Raw genomic sequence first — 25,076 nt, forward strand, 5'->3', positions numbered from 1 at the left:
TGAATTTATATAAAAAATCACTTCCTCAATTTTGTCTGAATATTACTAAATTCCAAACCGAAATATTTCATCATCTCAACAGCCGTTTAAAATGTCTGAATTATAAGTTGAGCTAGGAAAATTATATAACAAAGGTTAATTTGCAAATAAAAAAGCCTTTTGGTTTCATCCAAAAGGCTTTATTAGTTTCGGAAAAAAATGCAGTTATTTGCAATAAAAAAATACTCCGCTTGAGTAAACTTATTGCAACTACCTTGTCCGCCTTATTAATGAAAATCGGGATCAGCATCTTCATCGTCTTCGTGTTTAAGCCGCGCTTGAAGATTTTCCAAAATTACCGCTGGATCATCACTTTCTACGGCCATTTTTTTAAGCGATATGCCTACCCTTTCAAAATTACTCTCAATTGACTTGGGTCTCGGCCCCTCGATCATATGAAGCTCATATCCGAAGCGACCAGGCATAAAAACAACCTTTAATAAAGATAAACAGCTGACTCCATTATTCATTTCGCGCCTCCTTTTTATTTTTAAAAAAGAACTACACCATTTATCAATATTCACAAAAAAAATACTGCAAATATCTTATTCACAGTATAGCATATTTTATTTACTATGTTTATACACCTAAACCAAGACGCATTCTAACCTCTTGCGAGGGACGTAATAACAAGTAAGCCAAAAGTATTTAGAAAAAATGACACCACGACAAACTGCCAACGCTTTATCTTGCTCAACCCCATTAGACTGATACCAATTTCATCTGGAAAGGGTGAGGCGATTATAACTGCGCCAATAATCGGCATTAGCCAAATAAAATATTGTGAATTATAAACTCGCAAAAACAACGGTCTTTTAAAGAAACTAAAAAGGGGTTTTATTTCGTCAAAAAAGCCGTCTCTTAAAAAGCTGAAGATCAAAGCATCACCTATAACTGCACCCAGGCCGGCAAAGACGGCTACCTCCCAAGGATTTAATGTCTGGGCTAAATAATAAACAACCAAAGCGGATGGCACAACTGTAAACGTTGAAACAAAAAAAACGCCGGCGATAAGGGCACCAAAATAACCCCATTCCCCTAACTTACCAACCACCTCTTTCATAAGAACTGAGTCTGCCGCAAAGTACAAAATTATTAAACTAAGTACGAGAAAAAACGTATTTTTATATTTCCATTTCATATTTTAAGCTTTATTAAATAAACTTTTTATGCTACTAAAAAATTGAACCAACCTGTCACTTCACAATCAGCCACATGACAGTTTCAAATAACTCGCTAAATATATCAAACAAGAATATATATACATTTTAGCACACATTGATCGTTTAAACAATTGTATTATAAACAAATTTAATCATCTTATAGCCTTCTCTGGATTAGCATCCCTCGCGTGTTCAGTAATGGCAATAAACTCATTTTTCATATTTTTTAATATTATTATTTTCTTTTATTATATCACAAATACCATTTCTCGTCAGATAAATAAAAAGCGACCTTTAGCGGTCGCCTTTGTTAATTTTTTTTATGATATTCAATTTTTATTCAGCCGTTGTTTCCTTGCTGGATTGAGTTGCAGCTGCTGCTGCTTTACCAGCGGCTGAGATTGTCACCGTATCGCGATTATCCCGCGTAACCGGCCCTTGCTGTGCTTCCTTATCAGGACCCATTTGTTTTGCATAAGCATTTGTGACCAAACCGACTGTATTAGCAGCAATTAAACCCACATCCATGGCAAATCTCCTTTAAGTTAACTTAATAATGAACGATTTTTACATCGTACTGTAATTTACAGCGATTGTCAAGCCATTACAAAATAGCTAATTCTAAATAAAGCATTTGTAAATGAAGATTATGTAATAAAAAAGCACAATTTTTACAATAAAATTGCGCAAAAAATAAGGCTAAAATTTGCCTTATTTTTTTTATACATATAGCACTATACCAATTCTTACATCTTTATTTCTTCTCATTAATCATCTCCTTAATCAACTGCACAATCCCTTCTATGTCCAGACCACTCCTCCAGAGAGCCAAAGTTTTTTCTCTGTATTTTTTATGAACATCCCACCCTGGTTCCCAGATATCAGAAAAAACATCCTGATTTATAACAGTAATCACTTCCTTAATTTCCTCAAAATCATCATGACTACACCCTATTTTTTTACAAAAATCATAGTAATATTTTCTAAAAATATAGTGTGCCGATTCATGAACAATAACTCCCTTAATCTTTTCGCGGTTTGTAAAATTCATTGAAATGGAAATATGTCCAGATGGATAACCATCCATTGAATACGGGCTCGTATTCACAAAACACTTTACATCATTAGGGAATTCGATCTTATAAATCTTTTTAATACCCGCCATAAAATCATCACCCATTTCATCCCAAACCTCCCTATATAATACTGCTCTTTCCCGCGCCTTCACTGTACCCCTATCAGTTATATGATATTCCTGTGGAAAAAAATGACCAAAAAGCACACCAGCTTTTATTATTCGCTGCCAACACTCTTCATCGATTTGTTTATTGTATGTAAAATTAAACATATTATTTAAAAAAGGGGCGCGTAATTTCTTACCGCCCCCACGTTCACGCCCAAAGGCCTATTCTTCGCAATCGTCCCCGCCGCCCTCGCAAACGCAGATGTTTTCATCGTTGTGCAATGACTTGTGTCCGACTATCGGACTTGTAGGAGCTAATTGCTCCCCCTTAAACAGTTTTTGATACAAGTCTTGTGCCTTCATTTCATACTCCTCCTTCATTATTTATTGTTGCCAAGAAGCTCTGAAGCTTCCCGGTAAAGCCAATGGATTCTGCAGCCACCGCCACAGAATTTCCACTGAGAACAATTGACACACTTTTCATGCGGACAACTCGAAACTGCCGCATAAAAATCTCTAACATCTTCTTTTTTTCTAAAGAGCAAGAATTCTTCAGCCGTTTTAAAATCACCCCCCATTTCTCCAAGTGGGTTATCGCAAAATTGATTGCATGGTAACAATCGGCCTCTCGTGTCTAATATTATACCACTACCCCTAAACATTTGGCAACCGGAAATCAATTGTTTTTTATTCGCCAACTCATCAATAAAGGCAGGCGGAAAAAGACAGAACGGCAGCGTAATTTTTACCGTGGTCTTCATTCCACAAGTATCTACCTTTGGGTAAATCTTGCAAAAGAAATCAGCCATTTCTTGCGGAGAAGCTGATCCAGAAAACTGTGCTTCGTTATTAAGGATAACCGGACGCTCCATATCAAGGGCAAGTCTTTTTGCTCCACTCTTGACTACAGCCCCCAACAACTCATCGAATTCATTAAACATGCTCCCGCAAACTGTCACCGAAATCTTATGTGACACTCCTGACTCCTCTATGTTCGCGATTGCTTCCATAACATCATTAAAAACATCGACTCCGGTCAACCTACGATACTGCTCACCACTGCCAGCCTTAAACGATGTTGTAATTCCATCAATACCCGCCGTCAAGGCTGCCCGCAGAAACTGCTTATCCGCCAGTCTTACCGCATTTGTAACCAAAACAGGTCTCATGCCGGCTTCACGTATAAGACCAACAATCTCAAGAAATTGAGGATGAATCGTTGGTTCGCCACCAATCAATATAATGTTTTTTAGGGAAAGCTCCTTGAAAAGCTTTATTGCCTGAATAACTGTACCCAGGCTCATATCCTCCCTAGAAGAAAAATTCATCGTTCTCCCGTAACACCATTTGCAGCGCATATTGCACGCCCTATTTATTGTCAACCAAGCAGTCGTAAAATTCACAGTACACCCTCCTTTTTTTATAATTTTAAAAGTACGAATCAATCAGAAATTACCATCCTTTACCAAGTATGTCAATAAAAAAAAGACAAAATTAACAGCTTCTTGCTGAACATAAAAAAATGACTAATTTTAGCCATATTTTTTACATAATATTCCACCCCGACAAACGCTAGTGTTTATTCTGCATGAAAGTATTATTTATACCAATTCTTCCATCTCAATTTCAAGCTCTAATAACTTATCTTCTTGATAATAAATAGAATCCTTAAGCTGTTTCATTCTAACATCCCTTTCCCGGTCAAATTTAAAATTATCAGCTTCGTATTCTGCGAGCAATTTCTGTTCCAGGGCTTTGTCATATTCAATACCCTTCTCAATCTTGCCCAGTTCTTTTTTTAATTCCTTTCTTTTTTCCTGTTTCGCCTTGCGCGCCTCTTTGTCGTCTTCCCTGATTGCTTGTTGCTCAGCACTTTGATTGGGGGCGCCAAGACCGGCTTTCATGTAAAGCTCGTGCAGATAATCATCGTATTTCAGTTTACTAAATTTCACAACACCCTCGCCCACTTCAATAATCTTGTCAGCCACGGCGTGAATAAATTCTCGATTATGACTAATGAATAAAATTGTCGCCTTACTCTTACTTAAGGCGTCAGCCAAAGTGGTGACGGTTTCGAAATCCAAGTGATTAGTCGGTTCGTCCAGTAATAAAACATTACACTCCTGCAAAAGAATACCGGCGATGCATAGGCGTGCTTTTTCACCGCCCGAAAGCATGGCAATTGTTTTCTTAATATCATCACCGTAAAACAAAAAATTACCGGCAATGCGATAGACATCCTCAATATTTGAGCTGACTCCAGCTTGCCGTTCCAAATACTCACCCACCTGTTCACGAGGATTCATTCCACTTGTCACATGTTGGTCATAGTAAGCAATTTTCGTTTTATATGCCCAGGCAAATTCACCTGACAGGACAGGTAGCTCGCCATTCAAGGTTTTTAAAAAAGTGGTTTTACCTTGACCATTGTCGCCCAAGACTGCCACGTGATCACCACGACGAATATCGAGTGCGGAAATGTCGGCGATTTTTTTACCCGCGTAACCAATGCTCAAACTATCCAAATTAAAAGCAAAGCCACTCTTGTTAGCCACATCCGGAATAACAATCTGCGCTGTCTTTAAAGACTGCCGAATTGAAACTTCGGACAAGCGCTTCAACTGCTTCATTTTTGACTGCGCCATTGACGCCTTGGAAGCCTGGTATTTGAATCGATCAACAAAATCCTGCAACTGTTTTTTCTGTGCCTTTATTTTCTTATTATATTTCTCATCTGTCTTATCTTTTAATTCTTTTTGTGCCAAGTAGGCATCAAGCGAACATGGAAAAAAATACAGCTTACCCTGATCCACCTCCAAAGTTTTATCACAAGTCGAGCGCAAAAACTCCCGGTCATGCGAGATGACCATATACGAACCGTTATAAGTTTTCAAAAATTCTTCCAAAAGCAAGAGCGTGCTCAAGTCCAAATGGTTGGTCGGCTCATCGAGCAACAAAAGATTCGGATCCCGCAACAACATCGCTGTCAATTTGACCCGCATTCGATAGCCACCCGAGAGCGCACTAATCTTGCTATCCAATAATTCATTCTTCAAGCGAAAGGCTCCTGCCACCTTCGCACACTCCCAAGTCTCCTTACCACTATCCCGTTCCAAAAAGCCAATGACTGTATCAGTATCCAAAAACTTCTCCTGTTGCTCTAAGTACCCAATCCGCGTCCCATCAAACACGGCAATCTCCCCACTATCAATCTTCTCCTCCCCCAACAACATTTTAAACAAGGTGGTCTTCCCCGCCCCATTTCGCCCAATAATCCCAATCCGCTGTTTTTTGGCCACATAAAAAGTAGCCTCATCAAAAATGACATGAGGCCCGAAAGATTTTGAGATTTTGTTAATATTTATTAATCCGGACATATTATTTTATTTTTATTATTCTTAATAGTTATTATATTTCATTGTTTCAATAAACACAATTAAAATAAAAAAGGCTAAAATGGTCTTATTTTCATTATTTGCCAAATCATTGGCAATGTTAAAACCAAAAGAAAAGCTGTTGCACAATAAGTTATGCAACAGCCAATTTGTTCAAGGAATTTTTAACTATTCCCACGTTGATGCTATTTTTTCCCATTCCTCTTTTGTAGGCTCAGGAGCAATAGTCTTTACTCCATTTTCGTCGAACCTGACAAAGCTCATGTTCATCTTAACCCCAGGACCAGACTTTCCATTCATATTGATATGCGTGTCCAAATTCCTGGGATACCAATTGCCGTCCAAGTCCTTTACCAGGTGAACGTTTGCCAAAAAGCCATGTCTCTTCTTTGTTTCAAGAATTTCCAGTTGACCGTAAGTATCTACGCTCAAGAAGTCGCCACAGTCCGTGGAATCAACCGTCACACCGGCAAAGCGAACTTTTTGATTCAGTACTTCTTCAATGTGCTGTTGCGAAATTGACATTGCCAAACATCTTGAATCCGTAATTCTCATTTTCGTTGCCATTGTCGACTCTCCTTTTGTTTGAAAAAGATTGATGAAATATCAACTACTATCGTTAGGATAGTATTGCTACTATAGCATAGAATTAATTATTTGTCAATGTTAGACAGGAAATATTCCATGGTAAATTCTGTGAAACAAAAAATAAGGCTAAATTAGCCTTATTTTTAATTTATATCAAACCTCTCGGGAGAAAATCACGCCCCAAAAATTACCATTCCAGACTGCCGGTCGAATACTCTTTTACGGTTGCTTCAAAGAAATTACTTTCCGTCATATTCCCCTGGGTAAATTCATCCAACCAGGTAAAGGGATTTTCTGTGTTCCACTTTTTTGGTAAGCCCAAAGATTTTAAACGCAGGTCGCCAATAAAATAAAGATAGTCGGTTAAATTATTTTTATTCAAGCCCAGGATGCCATCATTGATGCACGACAAGCCCCAGCTCAATTCATGTTCAATAGCACCCTCGATATTTTTAATGATACGCTCTTGAAATTCCGCTGTCCACAACTCGGGCTGCTCCTGCTTGATGGTGCTGACAATGTTAATAAACAACTTCAAATGCATATCCTCGTCGCGGTTAATAAATTGGATCATTTGGGCGCTACCCGGCATTTTATTATTTCGTCTCAAGACGTAAAAATTCAAAAAAGCGCTGTAAAAATATATTCCCTCTAAAATGACATTACCAACACACGCCTCCAAGAAGGCCTGGTCGCTTTCCAAGGTGCCCGTCGTAAAACTGCGATCACCGATTTTATTAATCGCCGCCAAGACATATTGATTTTTGGTATATAATTCTTTGTCCACTTTATACATCCCATAAATTTCATCCGGATCAAAACCCAGCGCCTCGATCATCGTGGCATAGCTATGCACATGCAATGCCTCCTCGTAGGCCTGGCGCACCACCGCCAAGGTCACCTCTGGCGATGTAATTTGATTAATAATATTAGTCGTCAAATTGGCGGTTTGAATGCCGTCCAGGTTTGAAACAAAAGCCAAGCTTCGCTTATAAACCCGTCGTTCATTTTCTGTTAAAAAATCCGGTTTTTTCCACTGCTCGATATCTTCTTGCAGATTCACTTCTTGTGGCACCCAATTATTTTTGAGCATCGTCTTAAAGATTTCATCGGCGAAAGGATGTTTTAGTGGAGCGACTTGCATCAAGCCATCGTCTTCACCGTTAATGACGCGCCGTTTGTTTATCACTTCGGCGTTTGAAAGATTGTTCATATTTATTTTATTCTTAATTTTATTAATATTTCTATTGACAAGCCTCACAATCTGGATTGTCAATCAGACAAGCCTTCGGGGCAGCGACTAGATTGTCGCCACCAGAGGCCTCCGGCGCACCCGCTTCAGTCGCAGGCATTTCGATGGTTTTAGTTATTTGTGACGCTGCCAAAGTGCGCAAATAGTAAGTCGTCTTCAAACCAGTCTTCCAGGCATCGATATAAATATCACTTAATATTTTACCACTACTTGTCGTCACAAAAATATTTGTCGACGCACTCTGGTCAATCCATTTGCCACGGTAAGCGGCGGCGCGCACCACCCAGTGAGGCTCGATTTCAAAAGTTTCGCGATACTTGTTTTTTAATCTTTCGGGAATGACCGGAATATTTGCAATCGAGCCATTGTCATATTTTATCGCTTCAAGAATTTGCTTATTCCAAAGATTTTCCGCCATCAAATCATCCACCAGATATTTATTCAGCACCAAAAAACTACCAGACATATTTTCTTTGCTGTAAATATTTTTGAAAATCGGTTCCACGCACGGAATCGCACCAGCAATATTTGAAATTGTGGCCGTTGGCGCAATCGCCAAACAATTTGAATTACGCATGCCTTGTCGACTTATTTTGTCGCGCAAGCCCGCCCAATCCAGTGTATAATTTTTATCAATCGCGAGCGGAACATTTCTTTCTGCCTCAAGTAGACCCAAGGTGTCAATCGGCAATAATCCCCGACTCCATTTGCTACCCGGATAGGATTGATAAACTCCCCGCTCCTTGGCTAAGTCTGAACTCGCTTCCAATGCGCAAAACGAAATATATTCCATAGAGCGATCTGCAAATTTCCAATTAGCCTCACTGGCAAAATCAATGTCGACTTGATATAAAGCATCCTGATAACCCATCAAGCCAAGACCAACCGCCCGATGGCGACTATTGGCTGTTTCGGTTTCTTTGATAGTATAAAAATTAATATCAATCACATTGTCCAACATGCGCATCCCGCTCGTAACTGTTTGTCGAATCAAATCCTTGTCTAACTCGCCATCGCAAATCATTCGTGCCAGGTTCAAACTAGCCAAATTACAAACTGCCACCTCGTCGGCCGAATTGTTCAGTGTAATTTCCGTGCATAAATTAGAATTGTGCACTACACCAACGTGATCTTGCGGTGAGCGCAAATTGCAGGGATCCTTGAAGGTAATCCAGGGATGTCCAGTTTCATACAACATCGTCAAAATCTTTTTCCAGAGATCTTTGGCCGAAATTTGTCGCGCTCCTTGGATATTTGCTCTTTCGTATTCCTGATATTTTTCTTCAAACTTCTGGCCATACAAATCGTGTAAGCCCGGAACGTCGTTTGGCGAAAACAAGGTCCAACTCTCATCATTCAAAACCCGCTTCATAAATAAATCAGGAATCCAACACGCCGGGTGAATATCGTGCGCCCGTCGGCGTTCGTCGCCGGTGTTTTTCTTTAACTCCAAAAATTCTTCAATATCGCCATGCCACACTTCTAAGTAAGCCGCCAAAGCCCCGCGCCGTTTCCCGCCCTGGTTCACTGCCACTGCAATATCATTAAAGATTTTAATAAAAGGAATAATCCCCTGTGAATCACCGTTGGTTCCCTTAATCTTGGAGCCCATGGCCCGCACCGGCGTCCAATCAGTCCCGACGCCACCAGACCACTTGGACATACTCGCCACATCACTGAACGATTTAAAAATACCCGCAATCGAATCTTCAATTGTATTCAAGTAGCAAGAGCTCAACTGACTATGTGTGGTGCCGCTATTAAACAAGGTTGGTGTTGAAGGCAACAATAAAAATTGTGACATCACATTATAAAACTCAATCGCCCGCTCCTCGCGATTATCTTCGCGCAAGGCCAAGCCCATCGCCACCCGCATCCACAACCATTGCGGTAATTCAAAAATTTGGCGGGGCTTTGTCGGCGTTTTTAACAAATAGCGGTCATGCACAGTTTGCGCTCCCAGATATTGAAAATTATCATCACGTGTTTTATCCAAGGCCTTGGCCAATTTCAACAAATCAAAATTAGCTAATTCCGGATTAAGCAATTCGTAACCAATCCCATTGGCAATATAATCAATAAAGCCTTGTTGGTATTTTTTTATACTCAAATCTTCTCCCAGTAGCACTTTGTCATAATCAAGACCCAACACCTCTTCATAAAGCTGGTCCCATAACAAACGCGCGGCCAGGAAAGAATAATTGTAATGCTTTTCGACCAATGACGTAGCCGCGTTAATAATCGTCTTTTTTAATTCGCTCACCTTGATGCCCTCGTATAGATTTTTTTTAATCTCGGCCAACACCAGGGCTTGGTCAATAAAGTCCAGCCCCTTGGCCATAGTTGTCAATTTGGCCACAATTTTTGCTTCAGAAAAAACTTCCGCCAAACCGTCATTGTTCACAATCTTAAAAGCATGATGCGCAATTGAGTCCTGTACCTGTTTTTTCTCCGCTTCCCGCAATTTGGCATGCTCGGAGCGATAAATAATAAATTTTCTCGCGACATCATAGGCGCCCGCAGCCATCAAAACCTCCTCGATGACATTCTGTACATTCTCCACGCTCAGTGTTTTTTCCTGATCAATATAATCAATTTGTATTCGATTTATAACCTGGGAATAAAGCTCGTCCAACGACCAGCGCTCAGTTTGATTAACGGCAGCCACAGCTTTGGCGATTACCATTTTAATTTTATCCGCCTCAAAATCGGCCAATAAACCATTTCTTTTTGTGATTTTGTATAAATCCATATTTTTTTCATTTAGTGCGCTTATACTACAGCTAGTATACAACTACTTAATTATACCACAAGATGTAGTGTTGACCAAGCAGCGATAATAACGCTAATCTAACAGCACCGAGACAAATCAATTCCAAATATCACTCGCAGTGCGCACATAGCTGTGTATAAAATAGAGAAATAAAAAAACTGTTCTAAAATTAAAACAGTTTTTTCGGCTCACTTCCTAGACCAGCCCTGAGTTAAGAAAATATTTTGCAATAATTGTAAATATTATTCATTTTTATAATAATTATCAAATAAAAGGATTAATCATTTCGAATAAAATTTGCGGTGTTTCCATGTTTACCCGGTTTGTACTGATGTTGTATTTCTCGCTATACAAAGTATCGACAGAGCAAAATTTAGCTTGGTTATAATTAAAGCCAATCTTTTCTGACACCTTCATGACCTGCTCCGTCGACTGTCCCTCAACCTCCACAAACGGTTCCAAAAAAGGCCATTCGTCTATTGTTATATCCACCCCATCCAATTCCCACAATTCGCGCATACTTTCTTGATAGGCTTTTTCTTTGCAACCGATTCCGGCTAAAAACTTTTTTGCCTCTTCGAAATTATCAACCGTCAACATTGTCTCTTTTTGATTATGAATTTTATTACCATCAACCACTTTCAAACTCATAGTAATCCTATCGCCCTCATCTCGCACTCGCAGCCAACCGCCATTGATATGATTCCCTTCTGGCAATTTAAAAACCGCGCGCTTTTGCATAAATTCTTTTTTGACTAGCTTCGCTCCCGCTTCCTGTAATTTTTCTCGCACCTCATCTTTGTCTACATTTGTATATGTTGCTTCGTATTCGATATTCATATTTTTATTTTATTTAAAACATTAATTATTTCCCCAGGTCTTATATCATTATCCTTAATATCAACAAGTGACAACCAAGTCGGTTCATAATAATTATTACCAGACATTTTTTTATATTCTTCTCCATGTCCATGTCCCACAGCACCACTCACTATGTCGCACAAATAAAACAACTCCTCATTTTGATTAAACACCTGCTTGAATATCAAATCAGCAACCGAAACGCTCACGTTTATCTCTTCAAGGCATTCCCGAACTAACGCTGATTTATTATCCTCACCATCGTCAACACCACCACCAGGAAAAACAAAATATGCCTCATTGTTTTTGATACGTTTTATGGTAAGCACTTTACCATCTTGCACAATAACTGCTCTAACTCTTTTTTGCATATAATTTTATTACGTCATTATTATACCATAAGTTCTATCTCCTACCACCCTAAACAAAAAACTGTTCTAAGATTAGAACAGTTTTTGTGTCTATAAGTCTTTCATGTCCACTAATTGTCATTAGTTACAATTCCAATCTTTCAGCCACATAATCAACATCCTTATCACCCCTACCAGATAAGTTAACTATTATTATTTCTTCTTTTTTGAGCGTTGGAGATAGCTTGATTGCATGAGCGATGGCATGGGCACTTTCAAGGGCTGGAATTATTCCCTCTGTCTTGCTAAGTTCCAAAAAAGCACCAAGCGCCTCTTTGTCATTTATACAAACATATTCAACACGTCCCTTGTCTTTTAAATCAGCATGCACTGGACCGACACCAGGATAATCAAGACCGGAAGCGATTGAATGGACCGGCAAAGGCTCACCCTTCTCATCTTGAAGTAAATAAGTCATCATACCATGCAGAGCGCCTTTCTTGCCGAGTGTCAAAGTAGCGGCATGCTCACCGTCCTTAAAGCTTTTTCCAGAAGGCTCCACTCCAATCATCTTCACGTCATCATTCAAAAATTCATGAAAAAGGCCGATGGCATTAGAACCGCCACCCACGCAGGCGATTAAATAATCCGGCAACACTCCCTCCTTCTCACCAATCTGCACTTTTGCCTCTCTCCCGATAATCGATTGAAAGTCTCGAACAATCATCGGATACGGATGAGGACCGACAACGGATCCGATGGCAAAAAAGATATTTTGCGGATCACTCAAAAATGTTTCAAAGGCACTATCAACCGCATCCTTCAAGCATTTTCCACCACTCGTCACGCTAACCACCTTTGCGCCTAGTAATTTCATTCTCAAAACATTTTGATGTTGTTTTTTGATATCTATTTCGCCCATATGGATTTCGCAATCAATTCCCACTATAGCTGCAGCCGTTGCCAGGGCCACCCCGTGCTGTCCTGCTCCCGTTTCAGCTAACAACTTTTTCTTCCCCATTCTCTTCGCCAACAATGCCTCTCCCAGGGTGTGATTAATCTTATGAGCGCCAGTGTGATTTAGATCTTCTCTTTTTAGATATATCTTTGCTCCACCAAGCTTTTCTGATAAATTTTTCGCATAATAAAGCGGAGAAGGTCTGCCGACATAGTCACGCAAGAGCATCTGATATTCTTCCAGAAAACTCTCATCCTCTATCGCCTCCCTGTAAGAAACATCTATTTCATCAAAGATTGTTTTTAGTTCCGGCGGTATAATTTGTCCGCCATATTCGCCATAATAGCCTTCTTTATTTGGTAATACTTTTAAATTGTTTTTCATATATTTATTCTTAATTATTAATTATTTTAGAGATTATAAAACTTACGATTTGCATCGCCAATAATACGTCGCTCGGTTGTAAAAATAATATTTCATAAGACAAATAAAAAAAGACTGCTCAATATCTATAATATTGAGCAGTCTTTAATAATTACAAAACAAAAAACATCTACTCAATATTTTGAGCAGTCCACCAGCTGTTATTTTGTAATGCTTGTAACTTCATAATTGAACTATATCACAACTTATTAAAAATTGCAATATTCACGTCATTTGTAAATATTTCGTTTCTATTTTCATAATTATTTTTTCACTATAATAAAATTAGTGTCTACGTAAGACTTCTGATTTTCAATATTAAATTTGGATCTGGACAGACATCTAAATAAAATTCTTTTTTCGATTTTGCTGCCACCCCGGGAAAATCGCCAGACTTGCCCATTAAATCGGTAATAATTTCAAAATGAAGATGTGATGGCCAGCCGCCATTTTCTTTATAATTTCCGATAGTTCCTACTTTATCTCCTTTGTGAAAAATTTTGCCAACAACCCAATCACTCATTGAACTTCTAGAGAGATGACCATAGAGGGTCCAGAATTTAACACCATTAATAAAATGTTCCAAGATTAAAGTCGGACCATAATCCCCAAAAGCATCATTATCCTGAAAACTATGAACAATCGAATCAAGTGGCGTACTAATCTCCACGCCTGCCTCAACCCAGATATCAATTCCCAGATGAATAGTTCTTGACTCTTCTTTTGATTTAAAAAGATCACTCTTTCGATAAATTATTCGGTCCTCATCATATCTTCCGATTCCATATCTAGCATCCTGATTCCCGATTTCGTCTGAGATATACTGAGAAAAACTTTCCGGATTGCCCACATCCACTTTTTCCAACTTTTCATCTTGGCAGGAAAAATCAAAAATCGTCGCACGTTTTTCGTTAAGATTAAAGGGAAAGATTTCTCCGATTTCCGAAGAAATGTCTTTCAATAATCTTTTTACCTCTAATGATTTTGATGAATGCATATTTTTATATTAATTTGTAATTATATTTCATTAATTAACGACCCCAATCTTTATACCAAGCACGCCATGTTCATCTTCTTTTTCTTTTTTATAAAAATTATAAATATCAGCAAGTAGAACTTCCTTACTATTACTACCAAATTCATAAACATCACGAGCATCGAATAACTGTTTAAAAGTGTCATAAGGTAATAAGCCACTTACCTTAACTTTAATTTTTTCATCAGTTTTTACATTTGTAAATTCAATAACATCTCCAACTTGCAATAATTTTCTTTTCTCATCATTAAGTCTAACTTCAATAGTTTTATGACCATCTCTTATTAAATTGAAAGACTCATTCTGTAATTTCATTTTGATCATAAATTTTTAGTTACAAATTATTAATCATCCTTATTCATTAGCATACATTTTAAATGTAAACACCATGAGTAATGAAGAATACATGTGACCAATTCCGGCATATTTTTTTCCATCTTTTTCAAAAAATTGTCCTGACCCCATTGACTCAATATACGTATATCCTTGTTGTTCCATGCTTTTAGTAAAGTTAGTCGGATTTTTGGACAGATAGGTGTCGTCATCAAGACGTGTGACACCAGAATTGAAGATTACTTTTGGCAATGCTAAAAAAATACCAATATGATTTTCTGACTGTCTGAGTGCGCGCCCAAAAATCACAAAATATGACAATAACAAAATAGTTGTAATAATCAAAAAAAGGATAAATATTTTTTTTAAATCTATACTTTTCATATAAAAATTTTTTCTAACGCCCACTTTATTAAAACACTCAAAATGAAAATCAACTCCTATTCTCGTGTATTATATAAATTATTTCAAATTTACAGCGCACTTGTTTATTTCATTCACATCCAAGTCCTCGCCACTCTTTGGAGAAAGCTTTACTGTCAGACCATTGTCCCCCTCCAGAATTTCCATTTTTTCCAACTTATCATACTCTTTGCTCTTGCAATTGCATTTTCCAGACTGGCATTTGCCAAGTGATTTCATAACCCTCGCCTTAGCGTCACCCAAGTTTTTGATATTTATTTCTACTATGTCCCTGTTCTTAGTTGCTTTGATATCCATATAATTTTATAAATTATTAATTATTTAAATTTCAAAAATTAACCCTGAATTAATTACCAATTTATTCAAAAACCTAATTAATTTCAAACCACTCCCCCTCGCCAATCACCTCGACTTTGCCGTCCACAACTTTCAAGGCAGAATTATCGTCCATAACATAAATTTTTTCCGTCATATCCTTGACAGCCTTTCTCACAAAATCTTCGCGCAAATTAATAAAGTATTCTGAATTCAAATGTGGCAAGAAATAGAAATCAACAAAATTTAATCCCTGCATTTCATAATCTTTGTCCAAATCTTCGCCATAAACTATTTGTGAAATTTTTAGCAACAAATCTTTATTAGTAACCATGCTGCCCGCACTAACCCCGACATAAACTTTTTCTTTGAGCAGTCCTGGTAATACTTCAGCGAGTCCCGACTTATCCAGCCACTCCATGAGATAATAAGTGTTTCCACCCTCAAAAAACAAAACATCCGCCTGTTCCAAGCTGGGTCTCCAGATGTTTTCATCTACCGCTGAAATATCGGTTATTTCAATCGATTTAAAATTTAGATTATTCAAGCTAAGCAAATCATCGATGAGCCAACCCTTATCACCAGTTTCAACGTTTGACGCTGTTGGAATATAAACCAAAGTTGTATCCTCTGGCTTTTTTCCGGTTAAACTAAATAAAGCGTTAGCTATTGATTGATTAGTAATACCTGCTGAGGTTAAAAGTAGTTTCATATAATGTTAAATTTGCACAAATTTTTTAAAAATCTTTTCTTTCTCCCACTTTATCAAAACACTCAAAATGAACATCCTTATCATTAAAAACTTCCATAACTTTATACTTACCCTTAGTCCACATCTCACCGCCTTGAGCAAAATGCGTCGCTTCCAGCATGAGAATGCTTGCTCGCGGACGAGACAAAACTTCATTCCCGCGAGTTTCAATTAAAGGAATCTCACCGAAAAACCAATAATTTCTTTGATCTCTTTTCAAAAATTCATAAACCTCGCCTTCTCTCATATTTTCAGGAAGACACTCCTCAATTTTTCGATTGCCTTTTTTGTATTCCTCAATACTCCGCAAGGCAAGGTCTGGATTGTATTCAACTTTTATTCCCATATGGTTTGTAAATTATTGCAAATTTAATTATTTTAATATGAAATTCAATTTTTCAAAACCAGACTTGTCTAAATATTCACTTACATAAAATTCTTCATCCCTAATATCAAAGGCTTCTTTCGTCTTTGGATTAATCCAAAAATAATAGCTATATCTTTTGCCATGAATCTTTTTATGTTGCGTAGTTAGCTCTTGAAGTTTTTTTGTAGGAATAACAATCGAATGAGGACTCAATGTTCTTCTCCCGATTTGAACGTCTTCTTCTATGACATAAATTAAAAAAATGAAAAATTCAGCCGTTGCACCAAATATTGTTTTTCCCTCAAGATAAAACCAGCCCACATTTCCATGTCCATGCCTACGAAGCTCATTCTTTTTTGGCTCAAAGGCCTTGCTACCCTTAACCTGGATCGTTACTGCGCTCTTGGTGTCCACATTCATTAAAACCAAATCAACACCTTTCATTTGTGCATTCATTGGCATTAAGACTTCAATATTCTTATTGGTTTCGTTTCGTAATATTCCAGAAACGACAGCCTCATCCGTATTCAAAGACCAAAAATTTTTATAAGAGACTCCCATATTTTTTATAATTTATGATTTATTCTTTTGACAATATTAAACGCATCAATAGTCCAGTAAGATACATAAAAGCTTCAGCCTCTTTATTTGAAAAATTAGATCCAGAATGTCTACTGCTATATTCGTGAGCAATTTGCTTGTAATTATATATTATTTGTTTATATTCTTTAGAAAGCCCAATTTCATCCACCAAATCATTTGAGTTTTTTTCAAAAGTTTTATTATTTTTCAAAATCAGCCTGGTCAAACCCTCTATTGAAGAATACGCATTAGTAATGGCATCTTTACGAGATGCTAAATTCCCCAAGGAGTCCTTAAAATGATTAAGTGCTACATTATACTGAATCTTAATAGCTGGATATTTATCTAACCATAATAAATTATCCAATATTAAGGCGTCATCAAGCTCTTTAGCCCCTGCTCTGTAGAAATTTCCATCTTTCCAAAATATACCAATCTCCGAACTTGAATTTAAAAAAACATCTTCGATTCTTCTATTAAAGTTGCGGGTATTGACGACTCTTGAATTATCGAATATATATCTCCTATCCATTTCTCGAAGCCTACCGGTATCTATAAATTCATGACAATACTCTACCAACAACAAAGTCTTGATAAAATCATTGCCCGCAACAATTTTCAATGACATGTCGACATATTGACCTTCGTGGTTTTGGTGAAATTTTTCATTCCAAGCTTTGCCAGATTTCAGACTTATCCATAGAACGAAATCGCTATGCCAGTAAAAGCCATCATCGCTCTCAAGCCAACTAAAAAGATGTGAATTAACCCTATTCACAAATTGATTTTTCAACTCTTCTAAATTATCATCGGAAATTCCAAATCTTGAATTAAAATCTTTGCTCATTTAATTATTAATTTTAACACCAAATAAATCATTCTTTATATTTAAATAAGTCATCCTTTGTTCCGTCAGAGTCTCTCTATGAGCACTTAACGAATTTTTTTATACCCCAACACTTCGTGTCAAATATCACCTCACTAGAGTAATTATCCAGGAGACTTTAATGGACAATAAGGGCTTATATATATCAATATTTATCACTGAAATTAGCAGCCCACCGCTATTCACACGTTAATAATAAATTTTGAATAAATCACAACATCATATGTATTAATTTTATCCAATCAGCATTACGCGTTACCTCGCCTTCATGTCATTAATAGCTTCTAATAATTTTATCGTAACATCACCATCTAAATTATCTCCATCATATCTAACTTGATATAGACCTTGTAGATTTGAAGGGAGTTCAATGCCATTTTTTACTAACAATACAAATCTTCTGTTATACAAAGCCATCGCAGCCCCAATTTCTATCAATACATTGGAATTTATTACTACTCTTTCGTTGGCATTTTCGTCAATTAATTTTTCCTCGGCATCAACGTGAATAATTGCTGCTCCGCATTTTCTCATTCCCTCCAAAACCTTATCTGGTACAGGAACAGAAACTGTTTGTTCTTCAATTGCTACCACAGCTTCAAGTTCCCCAAATTTTAATAATTTTTTAATTGATTCTATAAATGCTTTGTTTCTGCCGTGTGTTATAAATACGCGTCTTTTCTTACTATCATCTTTGTTTGCATTTCCCATATTTCCGTCATTAATATCGTCAAATCTGTCGTCGCCACCATTGTCATTTTCAACAATATTAAGACTTTCCCCACTTCCATTCACAATACTATCCTCCTCAATATGTGCTTGTCTAGTCGGCGCCACGTCCAAAGATACGTAACTCTTTCCTTTTATATTTTCAATAAAATTAACAGATTGTGAAGTTTCAATAATTATTTGATAAACTTGTTTTGCCTTTTTGTTCGGAATGCCCATTTCCTCTAATACATTATAAGCAATATTCTCAGTTGGCAAGGCATGATTATTGTATTTGTTAAGAAATTTATTGATAACGCTTGGCATTAGAGCAGCCTCTCTTTTTGCAATCAAATCTCCTCCTTCAACAATAGGTTTTATTACCCGTCTACCTAAATCAGTAACACTTATTACGGACGCATTATAACCCCCCACGGTTAGGCCATAAGCTATTGATGCGCCACACATCATCCTAAAAGGACCAGATGAAAGTGATACATTCATTGCTTTAGCCACAAGAAGAGGTTTTGTTGGCTGTCCTCCGTAATTATCAATAATCGCCCGCGAAATACGAAGAGCATTTTCAATATTATAGCTTGGCACATCAGACTGACTCACATAGCCTTTTTTAAAATTTACTGTTTCTGATTCATTCTTTTTCATATTATTTTTATTATTAAATAAGATAATTCTATTATACATGATAAAATGTGTTTGTCAACTATTTATATTTAATTTAATATAAGCCAATAAATTATATTATTAAAAATATAAACACATTTCCAGACATTTTTATAATAAACAATAAACTATATTTATTTAATATTAGCAGAGGCATTCAGATTATTATCCCGAAATGTCTAAATAGCAGACAATATCAAAATGTCATCTATTAATCCAATAATTATATAACTTACCCAAAATGCATCTAGAATTATAACAAATTGCGTAATAACACAAATAGGTTTAGATAAAAATGCTCTTCTGCCACCTACTCTCATCACAATCATGTGGGCAAATAAAAATTCTGACCATTAAAAATAATTATGATCAACAAAAAATACAAAAAAACCAAGGGTATAAACCTTGGTTTTTGAAAAAGTAATTATCTACACAAAATATCTAGTAAAACACCAATATCCAACTATGTAGAAATTCTAAGCACTAAAAACTATTATGCACGGGTGGTAAGAATCGAACTCACGCTAGAGGTTTTGGAGACCCCTGTACTACCATTATACTACACCCGCCTGCGCTGAAGCTACGGCGTGGCGAGGCCCGCTTATCTAACAAGATATAACTTGGCATTGCCCACTATATTTCAGTTTATTTATTTGTCTTTCCTCCATTATAAAACAAAAAGTTCATAAAGACAAATTATGAACTTTTTTAAAACTTTGTGTATTACTTAGTTTCTTTGTGTGGTGTATGCTTTTTGCAATATTTGCAATATTTGCTAAGATTCAATCTCTCTTTCAAGGTTTTCTTGTTCTTTCTTGAGAAATAGTTAACTGTTTTGCATTCAGTACACTCAAATTTAATCATGTTGTCTTGTGACATATGCCCGCTTTAATAACAATAAACAGACGTCGACGCCTGTCTAAGGTATGTAAAATAATATTAATTTCTGTATATATAATATTACAAAACTGTAATAAAGTCAACTATTGTGGCAACTGGTGTCTTTGTGGATATTTTTTACCTAATATTAAGCAAAATTATCTATTCCAATCTCAATTCCGATTCTAGGTCTTTTGGCTCTGGAAAAAGCAAAACGTCTTCTGGATAAAATAGTAAAAAAACCTGATCACCCACCTTAAAGCTCTCCTTGATCTTTTCCTCCTTAATTCGCTTGTAGGAGCGGAAAATAACCCCATCACCGATATTGACCTTATATTCATACATTGTCCCCAAAAAATCAATATCTTCGATTTTTCCACTCAACATATTGTTGGTGCCATTGGTGCGTAAATGAATCTTTTCCGGACGCACACCGAGGACTAATTTCTTATTCTTGGGTGTCTTTGCTACCTCGATATACTTCTCATCAAAAACAACCTCAGTACTGGAAAATCTTTCTACCTTCAAAAAATTACATTTACCGATGAAGTTAGCTGCAAAAATTGAATTGGGATGATTGTAAAGCTCTTCCGGACTACCCATTTGGATTATCTTACCCTTCTTCATCAAGATAATGTCATCAGACATCGTCATTGCCTCTATTTGGTTGTGGGTAACGTGAATAGCGGTGATTTTATTTTCGCGAGCGATTCTTTCTAATTCATGACGCAAGAAAGTTCCAATCTTGGCATCAAGAGCTGACAATGGTTCATCTAGTAATAAAAGTCCAGAGCTAGACGCTAGGGCCCTTGCTAAGCCTAAGCGCTGACGCATACCACCGGATAACTCACTAGGCATCGCCTCTGAACGATGCGCCAAGCCAACGCGTTCTAGATTTTCCTTCACGATTTTATCAATCTCCTCTTGGGGTAGACCTTTGACTGTTGGACCATAGGCTACATTATGCCAAACATCCATGTGCGGGAAAACAGCGAAGTGTTGAAAGACAAAACCGATATTACGAGCTTGTGTCGATAACTCGGACACATTCTTGTTATCAAAATATAACTTCCCGCTCGTCGGCACCTCTAAGCCGGCAATAATGCGCAAAAGAGTTGTCTTGCCACAACCGGATGGACCAAGCAAGGTGGTATATTTTTCATTTCTAATTTCCAAATCAACATGATCCAAAGCAAAGACTTCCCCACCCTTGGCACCTTTGAATTTTTTTACTAAATTTTTTACGGTAATTTTTGGCATATTTTTATTATTACATCTTATTCTTATTATACTTCAATAAAGTTAGGAAAACAATTGCGAGCGCGAATAAAACCACACTCACAAAGGCGGCTTGGTTTAATTCATTCGCTTTCACTAGCTCAACGATATAAACTGGAATAGTTTTTATATTACTCGACACCGCCAAAGTGGCACCCGTTTCTGATAGACTACGCATAAAGACCATAATTGAACCGGCAATTAGCGCAGGTTTGATTTGAGGCAATAAGATTGAGGTGAACATTTTACGGAAACTGGCACCAAGGGTAAAAGCCGCTTCTTCGGTCGCTTCGGAAATATCCTTGATAGCCGCTGAGACCGGCGCCACTAGCAAGGGAAAAGAAAAGCTAAGATGCGTGAGAACTAAAATCAATAATTCATTCCCAAAAAAATTACGCCAGAACAAAACTAAAGAAAGACCCAGGGCGCTCGTTGGCACCAAGAGGACAACTTCATTTAAGATGTCTAACACCTTGCCCAGGCGATATTTATTGCGGGCAATAATGTAGGCAATCGGCGCGGCTAAAAGCAGGTTCAAGATAGTCACGAGAAAAGCGACAGCGAAAGTTATTACCAAACTATTCAAGAAAACACTATTAAAGAAGGGCTCGAAGTTTAAAAAATTATACAAAGCAATAAATATCGTTGGTAAAAAGATTATCAAAGCAAAAAAGATTAAAGTCACGGTATTAATCACCGGCTTCAGCCCGATAATTTTCTTTTCAAAGTTCGGATAAACTTTTCGCAAATTCAAACTGTTTTTACCCAAAAATAATTTACCGACAAATAAAATAATCACCGATGATATAATCAAAATAATACTCGCCCCCGCCGCCTGCGGAATTGAGCCGGCATTTTTTAAACTCACCACCAAAACTGGTGCGGTCATAAAAGTCCCCGCCACCATCATCGTAGCGCCAGTCTCGGAAATACTGCGGGTAAACGACAAAACCGAGCCCACGATAATTCCATCCTTAAACAAAGGCAAAGAGACAGTGCGAAAAATCGTGAACGGATGAGCGCTCAAGGTCAGAGCTGCTTCTTCCAAGTTCGGGTCAAGCTGTTGAATGGCCGCCGTTATCGAGCGAATCATATATGGCAGAGTAAAGACAACATGAAGTAAAATAATCAAAAGTGGACCCTTGGATATCAAACCACCCTCAATCCCAAATAAGCGCGCCAGACCATTGGCAGAGCCCCAATAAAGAAAGACTGAAAAACCCAAGGCCGCTGTTGGCACCACTAAGGATAGATCGATAAGATTGTCCAAAACCTTCGCCCACCAAGATTTACTACGCGACATCCACCAAGCTAGCGGTAAACCAAAGATGAGATTTACCAAAGTCACAATCAAGCCGATTTCAAACGACAAGGTTACCGCCTTGATAATATCCGGACCAAAGGCGCCGTCGCCAAAAGAAAAATGACCAAGAATAAAGACAGCCGGCAAGAAAATTATTGCTAAAAAAATAACTATCGCCGACCCAAAGCCGAGATTACCGATTTTGAAAATTGTTTTTTTATTGTTCATAGATATTGTTTTAAATTTCCCCCTCACCCCGACCCTCTCCCGCGGGGCGAGGGAGTTTATATTCCCTCTCCTTGCCAGGAGAGGGTTAGGGTGAGGTAGTTTTTCTAACTAGGCCCGAATCAATACTCGTGCCAGACGCAATTCATCATAATCATATTTCCCATCCAAGTATTCAAATACCGGCTTCAATTTATCATCACCGATTTTCTTGAAGGCTTTTTTCATCGCCTCAAAGCGATCGCTGGGTAATTTTAAATAATTCAAATCCATTATCTCACCAGCATCAATCATTTTTTCAATATGATTCACAATCGTCGCGGGTTGGACTTTTTGGTTCTTGGCAATCTTGTCAACGGGAATTTTCTTGGCCAAAAGTTCTTTGGTCTTCAAATAAAAAGTCGGTCGTCTTTCCTTGATTTCAATATCGTCACTGCTTTTTTTCACTTTTTTCTGATCAATCTCAATTGATTGAATATTATGCGTGCGCGCAAAGATAGCAATTTCTTTCAAAAAGATGTCAGCATATTCTTCGAGCTTCTTGGCACCAACACCAGAGATTTTCGCAAAGGCTTCTTTGTCAGCGGGAAAATAATAAGCCATTTCACGCAAAGAAGTGTCGCCAAAGATGACGAAGGGCGGCACATTGGCCTTCTCTGCCAACTCGCGCCGAATACCACGTAATAATTCAAATAAGTCTTCATTGTATTTGAGCTCGCCTTTTTTCTTAGTCGCTTTTTTATCGAGAACATCAACTAATGGTTTCACTATTTCCAGCACTTCATCGCTTGGCAAAAATTGCCCCGCTTTTTTGGTAATGCTCAGTGTCGGATATTTCCCCTCCGTCTTAATCAAATAACCTAGATTGACTAATTGATTAATAATCTGGCCCAACTCCCCTTCGGAAAAATCATCAACAATGCCAAAGACAGACAATTGTTCATGCTTATTCGCTCTAATCTTTTGACTCTTCTTACCCATGAGCACATCAATAACATAATTCTTACCAAAACGACTTTCCGTTCTGACCACGGCTGATAATATCTTCTTGGCAATCACAGTCGCATCAAACATTTCCTTCACCGTCAAACAAACATCGCAAGCGCCACAATTATCCCCTTGCATTTCCTCACCAAAATATTTTAATAAATATTTCTTGCGACAAGTAGCCAATTCACCATAACTCAAAACCTCGCTTAATTTCTCCTCCGCTCGTTCGCGTAAAATATTGTCCTCAATTTGATTGATAAAAAACTGATGCTTACGCGTATCAGCATAGGTATAAAACATGACGCAATCACTTGCCAAACCATCACGACCAGCACGACCGATTTCTTGGTAATAACCTTCGAGGGTTTTTGGATAAGTGTAATGCACTACCAAGCGCACATCGGGCTTATCAATGCCCATACCAAAAGCAATGGTCGCCACAATAATATCCACCTTGTCTTTGATAAATAATTCCTGCACCAATTTACGCTCGCTCGCACTCAGACCGGCATGATAGGCACGCGCACTTAATTTATTTAATTTCAAATTACTAGCAATGTCTTCGGTCTCTTTGCGTGAATGGCAATAAATAATCGCTGACTCTTTGGGATATTTATTTAAGAGGTTAACTAATTTCACAAAAGCCTGTTTTTTCTCAACCACAGAGACGCGCAAATTCTCCCGATTAAAACTGGAAACAAAAAGTTGCGCCTTTTGCAGGCTTAGCTGACGCACAATATCCTCACGCACCTTCTCCGTTGCCGTCGCCGTCAAAGCAATCAAGGGCACGCCAGGAAATAGCTTGCGCAAGGCGCTGAGATTGCGATACTCCGGTCGAAAGTCATGACCCCATTCAGAAATACAATGAGCCTCGTCAATCGCAATTAAACTAATTTCTAAAGTTTTTAAAAAATCCTGAAAACCTTTCGCCCCAAAACGTTCTGGCGCTACATACAAAATCTTAATATCACCCGCCTGCGTCCGTTCACAAATCTGATCAATCTGAGCCGGCAATAAAGTCGAATTAATAAACTCGGCATTCACACCGCAAGCCTGCAAAGCATCGACCTGGTCTTTCATCAAAGCAATCAATGGCGAAACCACCAAAGTGACACCGGGGAACTTCAAAGCTGGCAATTGGTAACACAAAGACTTACCACCACCAGTCGGCATCAGCACAAAAGCGTCTTTTTTAGCTAAAACATTATTAATAATTTCCGCCTGCAAAGGCCGAAATTCGTCATAGCCGAAATATTTTTTAAGAAGTGTTTGCATAGGGTTATTTTAACATTAATTAGTAAAAAGTAAAAGAATATATATTGTCATTCTGGAGC

Annotated in this window: 26 protein-coding genes and 1 tRNA gene; all 27 read right to left on the reverse strand. The window is 37.8% G+C overall.

Annotated features, from left to right (window positions below; genetic code table 11):
* Positions 1-266: 266 nt before the first annotated feature.
* Complete coding sequence (locus KKD45_02195) at positions 267-509, reverse strand: hypothetical protein (protein ID MBU4309314.1); 243 nt, start codon at positions 507-509, stop codon at positions 267-269.
* A 134-nt stretch (positions 510-643) separates the two neighbouring features.
* On the reverse strand, positions 644-1,180 hold the full coding sequence (locus KKD45_02200; GenBank protein ID MBU4309315.1) for a hypothetical protein: 537 nt from the start codon (positions 1,178-1,180) through the stop codon (positions 644-646).
* Between the two features lie 358 nt (positions 1,181-1,538).
* Positions 1,539-1,730 (reverse strand): hypothetical protein, encoded by a 192-nt coding sequence (locus KKD45_02205; GenBank protein ID MBU4309316.1) that lies wholly within the window; start codon positions 1,728-1,730, stop codon positions 1,539-1,541.
* A 226-nt stretch (positions 1,731-1,956) separates the two neighbouring features.
* Positions 1,957-2,550, reverse strand: coding sequence for a hypothetical protein (locus tag KKD45_02210; GenBank protein MBU4309317.1), 594 nt, complete (start codon positions 2,548-2,550; stop codon positions 1,957-1,959).
* 57 nt (positions 2,551-2,607) lie between these two features.
* Positions 2,608-2,748, reverse strand: a complete 141-nt coding sequence (locus KKD45_02215) for a hypothetical protein (protein MBU4309318.1) — start codon at positions 2,746-2,748, stop codon at positions 2,608-2,610.
* A 17-nt stretch (positions 2,749-2,765) separates the two neighbouring features.
* Complete coding sequence (locus KKD45_02220; GenBank protein MBU4309319.1) at positions 2,766-3,743, reverse strand: radical SAM protein; 978 nt, start codon at positions 3,741-3,743, stop codon at positions 2,766-2,768.
* A 243-nt stretch (positions 3,744-3,986) separates the two neighbouring features.
* The gene (locus KKD45_02225) at positions 3,987-5,762 is read right to left on the reverse strand and encodes an ATP-binding cassette domain-containing protein (GenBank protein ID MBU4309320.1); all 1,776 of its coding nucleotides are present in this window, start codon (positions 5,760-5,762) and stop codon (positions 3,987-3,989) included.
* Positions 5,763-5,948: 186 nt separating this feature from the next.
* Positions 5,949-6,347, reverse strand: coding sequence for a hypothetical protein (locus KKD45_02230; GenBank protein ID MBU4309321.1), 399 nt, complete (start codon positions 6,345-6,347; stop codon positions 5,949-5,951).
* A 208-nt stretch (positions 6,348-6,555) separates the two neighbouring features.
* Positions 6,556-7,581 carry a ribonucleotide-diphosphate reductase subunit beta gene (locus tag KKD45_02235; GenBank protein MBU4309322.1) on the reverse strand — a complete coding sequence of 342 codons (1,026 nt, stop codon included), beginning with the start codon at positions 7,579-7,581 and terminating at the stop codon, positions 6,556-6,558.
* A 31-nt stretch (positions 7,582-7,612) separates the two neighbouring features.
* The gene (locus KKD45_02240; GenBank protein ID MBU4309323.1) at positions 7,613-10,372 is read right to left on the reverse strand and encodes a ribonucleoside-diphosphate reductase subunit alpha; all 2,760 of its coding nucleotides are present in this window, start codon (positions 10,370-10,372) and stop codon (positions 7,613-7,615) included.
* Positions 10,373-10,657: 285 nt separating this feature from the next.
* Positions 10,658-11,233 carry a CYTH domain-containing protein gene (locus tag KKD45_02245; GenBank protein ID MBU4309324.1) on the reverse strand — a complete coding sequence of 192 codons (576 nt, stop codon included), beginning with the start codon at positions 11,231-11,233 and terminating at the stop codon, positions 10,658-10,660.
* A complete protein-coding gene (locus KKD45_02250) occupies positions 11,230-11,625 on the reverse strand; it encodes an NUDIX domain-containing protein (GenBank protein MBU4309325.1) in 396 nt (131 codons plus the stop codon). Before KKD45_02250 ends, KKD45_02245 begins: the two co-directional genes overlap by 4 nt.
* A 124-nt stretch (positions 11,626-11,749) precedes the next feature.
* Positions 11,750-12,946, reverse strand: coding sequence for a tryptophan synthase subunit beta (trpB, locus tag KKD45_02255; GenBank protein ID MBU4309326.1), 1,197 nt, complete (start codon positions 12,944-12,946; stop codon positions 11,750-11,752).
* Between the two features lie 331 nt (positions 12,947-13,277).
* Positions 13,278-13,982, reverse strand: a complete 705-nt coding sequence (locus KKD45_02260; protein MBU4309327.1) for a peptidoglycan DD-metalloendopeptidase family protein — start codon at positions 13,980-13,982, stop codon at positions 13,278-13,280.
* A 30-nt stretch (positions 13,983-14,012) separates the two neighbouring features.
* On the reverse strand, positions 14,013-14,345 hold the full coding sequence (locus tag KKD45_02265) for an ASCH domain-containing protein (GenBank protein ID MBU4309328.1): 333 nt from the start codon (positions 14,343-14,345) through the stop codon (positions 14,013-14,015).
* Positions 14,346-14,375: 30 nt separating this feature from the next.
* On the reverse strand, positions 14,376-14,738 hold the full coding sequence (locus KKD45_02270; GenBank protein ID MBU4309329.1) for a hypothetical protein: 363 nt from the start codon (positions 14,736-14,738) through the stop codon (positions 14,376-14,378).
* 78 nt (positions 14,739-14,816) lie between these two features.
* Positions 14,817-15,074: a hypothetical protein gene (locus KKD45_02275; GenBank protein ID MBU4309330.1), complete on the reverse strand. Its 258-nt coding sequence runs from the start codon at positions 15,072-15,074 to the stop codon at positions 14,817-14,819.
* Between the two features lie 73 nt (positions 15,075-15,147).
* Positions 15,148-15,804, reverse strand: a complete 657-nt coding sequence (locus tag KKD45_02280; GenBank protein ID MBU4309331.1) for a Type 1 glutamine amidotransferase-like domain-containing protein — start codon at positions 15,802-15,804, stop codon at positions 15,148-15,150.
* 25 nt (positions 15,805-15,829) lie between these two features.
* Positions 15,830-16,189, reverse strand: a complete 360-nt coding sequence (locus KKD45_02285; GenBank protein MBU4309332.1) for a hypothetical protein — start codon at positions 16,187-16,189, stop codon at positions 15,830-15,832.
* 27 nt (positions 16,190-16,216) lie between these two features.
* Positions 16,217-16,771 (reverse strand): hypothetical protein, encoded by a 555-nt coding sequence (locus tag KKD45_02290; GenBank protein ID MBU4309333.1) that lies wholly within the window; start codon positions 16,769-16,771, stop codon positions 16,217-16,219.
* A 19-nt stretch (positions 16,772-16,790) separates the two neighbouring features.
* Entirely contained in the window at positions 16,791-17,639 is an 849-nt protein-coding gene (locus tag KKD45_02295; protein MBU4309334.1) for a hypothetical protein, read from the reverse strand.
* Between the two features lie 294 nt (positions 17,640-17,933).
* Complete coding sequence (locus KKD45_02300; protein ID MBU4309335.1) at positions 17,934-19,049, reverse strand: nucleotide-binding protein; 1,116 nt, start codon at positions 19,047-19,049, stop codon at positions 17,934-17,936.
* 516 nt (positions 19,050-19,565) lie between these two features.
* Positions 19,566-19,636: transfer RNA gene (locus KKD45_02305), tRNA-Trp, on the reverse strand.
* Positions 19,637-19,790: 154 nt separating this feature from the next.
* Entirely contained in the window at positions 19,791-19,946 is a 156-nt protein-coding gene (gene rpmG, locus KKD45_02310; GenBank protein ID MBU4309336.1) for a 50S ribosomal protein L33, read from the reverse strand.
* Positions 19,947-20,108: 162 nt separating this feature from the next.
* Entirely contained in the window at positions 20,109-21,206 is a 1,098-nt protein-coding gene (locus KKD45_02315) for an ABC transporter ATP-binding protein (protein MBU4309337.1), read from the reverse strand.
* Positions 21,207-21,216: 10 nt separating this feature from the next.
* Positions 21,217-22,755, reverse strand: coding sequence for an ABC transporter permease subunit (locus tag KKD45_02320; GenBank protein ID MBU4309338.1), 1,539 nt, complete (start codon positions 22,753-22,755; stop codon positions 21,217-21,219).
* Between the two features lie 108 nt (positions 22,756-22,863).
* Positions 22,864-25,017: a DNA helicase RecQ gene (gene recQ, locus KKD45_02325; GenBank protein MBU4309339.1), complete on the reverse strand. Its 2,154-nt coding sequence runs from the start codon at positions 25,015-25,017 to the stop codon at positions 22,864-22,866.
* Positions 25,018-25,076: the final 59 nt, after the last annotated feature.

Source organism: Patescibacteria group bacterium (assembly GCA_018897195.1).
Taxonomy (GTDB): domain Bacteria; phylum Patescibacteriota; class Patescibacteriia; order Patescibacteriales; family UBA12075; genus JAHILH01.